Raw genomic sequence first — 5159 nt, 5'->3', positions numbered from 1 at the left:
AGTTGACCGAATCCGTCAGGTCGCGCCAGGTGCCGGCGACGCCGGGCACCTGCGCCTGGCCGCCGAGACGGCCCTCGCTGCCGACCTCGCGCGCCACCCGGGTCACCTCGTCCGCGAACGCCGAGAGCTGGTCGACCATCGTGTTGACGGTGTTCTTGAGCTCCAGGATCTCGCCGCGGGCGGCGACGTCGATCTTCTGCGACAGGTCGCCCTTCGCCACCGCCGTCGCCACCTGCGCGATGTAGCGGACCTGGGTGGTCAGGTTGCCGGCCATGGCGTTGACCGAGTCCGTCAGGTCCTTCCACGTCCCTGACACCCCGGGCACCGCGGCCTGGCCGCCGAGCCGCCCGTCGGTGCCGACCTCGCGCGCCACCCGGGTCACTTCCGAGGTGAACAGCGACAGTTGGTCGACCATGCCGTTGAACACGCCGGCGATCTCGCCGAGCAGTCCGTCGGCGTCGTCGGGCAGACGGGTCCCGAAGTCGCCGTCGCGGACGGCCGTCAGACCGGCCAGCAGATTGCGCAGGTCCGGCTCGCCCACCGTGCCGGGCGGGTTGGGCCCCACGGGAAGGACGCCGTTCGCGATCCGGCCCGGCTGCGTCTCCGTCACGGCCACGTTCCCCTCGTCACGGCCGAGTTGCCCCGGTGGTGATGGAGCCGCGCACGGTCCCGGGCGCGACCGCCGGCCGCGCGGGCGGCCGGGCCGCAGGCGACACTACCCTACGCCGCGTACGCACAAGCCCTGCTCGGCGGCCCGATCAACGGCCCGATCGGCGGCCCGACGGACGGAAGTCGCCGGTGCGCGCACGGGATTCCGGAAGGGGAATCGGCGGGCGGACGTGTGGTACGAATCCATGCGGGTGATACGCATCCCCACGGAAGGTGATGGACGGCACGGCGGCACCGCGCAGGGCCGCGGCGGGAGGGCAGCGCAATGGGCACCGGCGACACCGACCAGGCGACCGGAACGGCGACGGACGCCGGCGTCCGCACCGTCGTGGCAGCGGCATTCGACGGTGCGGTCGTCTGCGCCGTCGAGGGCGACCTGGACCTGGACGGCGCGAACGCCGCCCGCCCGGACCTGGAGGCGGCACTCGCCGCGGCGGCCACCACCCTGTGCCTGGACCTCGCCGGTGTCGGCTTCTGCGACTCCTCCGGACTCAACCTGCTGCTCCGGCTGCGCACCCGGGCCCGGGAGCGGGACGTCCGGCTGGTGCTCTGCGCACTGCCGCCGCAGATGCGGCGCCTGCTCGCGATGACCGGCGCCGACACCGTCTTCGCCGTGCTCGGCTCCACCGCGGAGTTCCGGGGCAGCGGACGGCAGCCGTGACAGCCGCCGCCGACAGCAGTCGCCGCGAGGGGACGGGGAACGTCCCTGCCGCGGTCGCCGCCCGCGCGACGATCGCCTTCGACGGCGGCGGACGGGCCCGCGCAGGACGGCGGTTCGCCGAGGCGGTACTCGCCTCCTGGGGCGTGGACCCGGCCGGCCCGGCTGCCGACTGCATCCGCCTGGTCGTGGCGGAGCTGCTCACCAACGCCGCCCAGCACGCCGACGGGCCGCTCGAACTGACGCTCTCCCCGGCCCACGCGGCCGTCCGGATCGAGGTGGTCGACGCCGGGCCGGCCCGCCCCCTGCCGCGGCGCCCGCACGACGCCGCCCGGCCGAGCGGCCACGGCCTCTTCATCGTCGAGCGGCTGATCTTCGACGCGCCGCCCCGGAGGATCGTCACCAGCAACGCCGCCGCCCTGGAGATGCTGCTCCGGCTCGGCGCCGGGGACCGGGTGATCGGCACGGGATTCCCGCCCGGCACCGGCACGATGCCCGCCGACCTGGCCGAGCGCGCCGCCGCCGTCCCCGTCCTCGGACGCGCCGTCATCGCCAAGGAGAAGCTGCTCGGCTCCGGCGCCGACCTGTACGTCGACACCTTCGCCTCGATGGGCGCCATGGGCGGGGCGATGGGCGCCGCCCCCACCGAGCAGGAGTTCGCCGCGGCCGGCGTCAAGCACGTCCGGCTGCACTCCACCGCCTGCGCCGACCGGCTCACCGGCCCGCAGCAGGACCTCTCCGAGGTGGCCGCCGACATCCGCCGGCTCGGCGCGATCACCGGCACCACGGCCCGCGCCGAGGAACTGGTGGCCGGGATGGAACGCACCGTCGGCGCAGTCCGCACCGCGCTCGCCGCCGTCCCCGCCGACCGCCGCCCCTCCTACTTCTTCTTCGACGCCGACGCCGGCACCAAGCAGCCGATGGCCGCCTGCGGGCGCCAGGTCGCCAACGCGGTGATCACCCTCGCCGGCGCCCGCAACGTCTTCGCCGACTGCAAGGGCACCTTCAAGCCCGTCTCCTGGGAGGACGTCGTCGCCGCCGACCCCGACTGGATCCAGCTCGGCGTCCGCAACCGCGGCAGCGAGGCCGAGACCCGCAAGGCCTACGAGCAGGCCGAGGCCTTCCTCCGCGACTTCCCCGCGACCCGGGAGCTGAAGGCCGTCCGCGCGGGCCACTTCGTCCGGATCGGCTCCGAGGTGACCACCATCGCGGGCGTCCGCAACGCCGACACCGTGCTCGCCGTCGCCCGCGCCGTCCACCCCGGACTCACCGTGGAAGGCCGCTAGATGGCCGCCACCGCAGCACCGGACGCGGCCCCGGCCGTCCGGAGGTCAGCGACCCCGCGCACCGGCGCGGTGGCGGTCGCCCTCGCGCTCGCGCTGGCGGTCGCCCTCACCCTCGCCGTCTCGCTCGGCGCGGTGGACGTCCCGCCCGCCGAGGTGTGGGGCATCGTCACCCGCCACCTCACCGGCCGCCCGGCGGAGCCCGGCACCCGCGACCTGATCGTCTGGCAACTGCGCGCCCCACGCGCCCTGCTGGCGGCCGTCGTCGGCGCCGGACTCGGCCTCGTCGGCACCGCCGTGCAGGCCCTCGTCCGCAACCCGCTCGCCGACCCCTACCTGCTCGGCATCTCCTCCGGCGCCACCCTCGGCGCCGTCGCCGTCACCGTGCTCGGCACCGCGGCCGGCGCCGGCCTCGGACTCGGCCTCTCCGGCGCGGCCTTCGCCGGGGCGCTCACCGCCTTCGCCCTGGTCTGGACGATCGCCCGGCGCGGCGGCGGCTTCGCCCCGCTGCGGCTGGTGCTCGCCGGCATCGGCATCGGCCAGTTCCTCGCCGGGTTCACCAGCTTCCTCGTCCTGCAGGCCGGCGACGAACAGCGCACCCGCGGCGTGCTGTTCTGGCTGATGGGCAGCCTCGGCGGCACCACCTGGAGCCAACTCGCGCTGCCCGCCGCGGCGGTCGCCCTCGGCGCCGTCCACCTGCAGGCCCGCGCCAGGGCGCTGAACGCGCTGGCCGTCGGCGACGAGACCGCCACCGGCCTCGGCGTCGACGTCGCCCGGCTGCGCCGCGAACTCTTCACCGTCACCAGCCTGCTGACCGGCGTGATGGTCGCCGTCTCCGGCGCCATCGGCTTCGTCGGCCTGCTCGTGCCGCACGTCTGCCGGCTGCTCGTCGGCGGCGACCACCGGCGGCTGCTGCCGCTCGCCGCCCTCACCGGCGCCGTGCTGCTCACCGCCGTCGACACCCTCGCCCGGACGGCCCTCGCCACCCAGGAGGTCCCGATCGGCGTGGTCACCGCGCTGCTCGGCGCGCCCGTCCTCCTGTACCTGCTCGACCGACGACCGGAGCACCGATGAGGATCGACATCGAGGACCTGACCGTCCGGCTGGCCGGCCGCGACGTGCTCACCGGCGCCCGGCTGTTCGCCGCCGAGGGCGAGACCGTCGGCCTGGTCGGACCCAACGGCAGCGGCAAGTCCACCCTGCTGCGCACCGTCTACCGCCACCTGCGGCCGCACGCGGGCAGGGTCCTGCTCGCCGGGCGCGACCTGCGCTCGCTCGGCGCCGCCGAGGCCGCCCGGCGGATCGCCGCCCTGCCGCAGGAGCGCGGCGCGGAGGCCGACTTCACCGTCCGCGAGATGGTCGCGCTGGGCCGCACCCCCTACCAGCGGGCCTTCGCCGGCGAGTCCGCCGCCGACCGCGAGCTGGTCGCCGAGGCCCTCGCCGAGGTCGGCCTGCAGGGCCACGAACACCGCGGCTTCGCCTCGCTCTCCGGCGGCGAACGCCAACGCGCGCTGCTGGCCCGGGCCTTTGCCCAGCAGCCGAAGGTCCTGGTGCTGGACGAGCCGACCAACCACCTCGACGTGCAGCACCAGATCGACCTGCTCGCCCTGCTCCGGGCCCGCCGCCGCACCACCCTGATCTCGCTGCACGACCTCAACGCCGCCGCCTCGCTCTGCGACCGCCTGCACGTGCTGGACCGGGGCGCCGTGGTGGCCTCCGGCCCGCCGCGCGAGGTGCTCACCGCCGAGCTGCTCGCCGAGGTCTTCGGCGTCCGCGCCGCGGTGGTCGACCACCCGCTCACCGGCGACCCGCTGATCGCCTTCGACCACCGGGCCCGGGCCGGCGGCCGAACGCCCAGGCCGTAGTCCCTCAGTTGTCGAACCAGACCACCAGCCTGACGTTCGCCGCGCCGTGCACCCCGGCCAGCGCACCCATGACCTGCCACACCGGGGCCCACGGGCCGTCCGGGGGCACGGCGTCGCGGCGCACCATGCGGACGGTGCGCAGCAGCCTCCCGTCCTGGATCCAGGCGGCGCCCTCCGGCCGGCCCCCGGTGTCCCGGAGGGACTTGCCGGTCAGCACCCAGCCGCGGGTCGGCACCAGGGAGTACTCCTCGACCCGTTCGTCCACGGCCTCGGCCGGCTCGTCCCAGTCCACCGCGGCCAACTCCGCCCAGGAGATCCAGGACGCGCCGTGGGCGTCCCGGCCCCAGGCCTCGTACTCCCGTCGGACCTCGGCCGCCACGTCCTCGGGCAGGCCCCGCCCGTCGGCCAGCGGGCGGAACCCGGCGTGGTTGCGCACGCCGAACAGGCAGCCGAAGGCGTCGTAGCACCGGCCGCCGTACAGCAGATCGAGGTCCACCGCCGGCCACCAGCGGACGTCGTCGTCCTCGTCGAGCACTCCGTGGGTGGCCCGGCACTCCACGAAGCCGTGGATGTCGGCTCCCATGCGGGTGGATTCTCCGGGCCCGGCGGGCGTGCCGCCAGGCACCGCGAAGGAACTCCTGGACGTGATCGTCCCGCAGTTCTGCGACCTCGCCACCGTCGACC

At 75.7% G+C, this 5159-nt stretch carries 6 protein-coding genes; 4 read left to right on the top strand and 2 right to left on the bottom strand.

The window, feature by feature from the left end; genetic code table 11:
* The coding region (locus ABZ641_RS25270; RefSeq protein WP_359985166.1) for a HAMP domain-containing protein at positions 1-565 on the bottom strand (565 nt) is incomplete at its 3' end.
* Between the two features lie 369 nt (positions 566-934).
* Here ABZ641_RS25270 and ABZ641_RS25265 point away from each other — a divergent pair.
* From ABZ641_RS25265 to ABZ641_RS25250, 4 genes are read left to right on the top strand one after another with little or no spacing between them, the layout of a single operon-like run.
* On the top strand, positions 935-1330 hold the full coding sequence (locus ABZ641_RS25265) for an STAS domain-containing protein (RefSeq protein ID WP_344622401.1): 396 nt from the start codon (positions 935-937) through the stop codon (positions 1328-1330).
* A complete protein-coding gene (locus ABZ641_RS25260; protein ID WP_359985163.1) occupies positions 1327-2613 on the top strand; it encodes an ABC transporter substrate-binding protein in 1287 nt (428 codons plus the stop codon). Before ABZ641_RS25265 ends, ABZ641_RS25260 begins: the two co-directional genes overlap by 4 nt.
* On the top strand, positions 2614-3684 hold the full coding sequence (locus ABZ641_RS25255; protein ID WP_359985161.1) for an iron ABC transporter permease: 1071 nt from the start codon (positions 2614-2616) through the stop codon (positions 3682-3684). It abuts the gene before it with no gap.
* Positions 3681-4475 carry an ABC transporter ATP-binding protein gene (locus tag ABZ641_RS25250; protein WP_359985158.1) on the top strand — a complete coding sequence of 265 codons (795 nt, stop codon included), beginning with the start codon at positions 3681-3683 and terminating at the stop codon, positions 4473-4475. Before ABZ641_RS25255 ends, ABZ641_RS25250 begins: the two co-directional genes overlap by 4 nt.
* A gap of 4 nt (positions 4476-4479) precedes the next feature.
* Here the strand turns inward: ABZ641_RS25250 and ABZ641_RS25245 are convergent, their stop codons facing one another.
* Positions 4480-5058 (bottom strand): hypothetical protein, encoded by a 579-nt coding sequence (locus ABZ641_RS25245; protein WP_359985155.1) that lies wholly within the window; start codon positions 5056-5058, stop codon positions 4480-4482.
* Positions 5059-5159 lie beyond the last annotated feature (101 nt).

It is taken from the genome of Kitasatospora sp. NPDC007106 (assembly GCF_040634455.1).
Classification (GTDB): domain Bacteria; phylum Actinomycetota; class Actinomycetes; order Streptomycetales; family Streptomycetaceae; genus Kitasatospora; species Kitasatospora arboriphila.
Note: the sequence above shows the minus strand (reverse complement) of the source record. Positions and strands in the feature narration are given on the sequence as shown.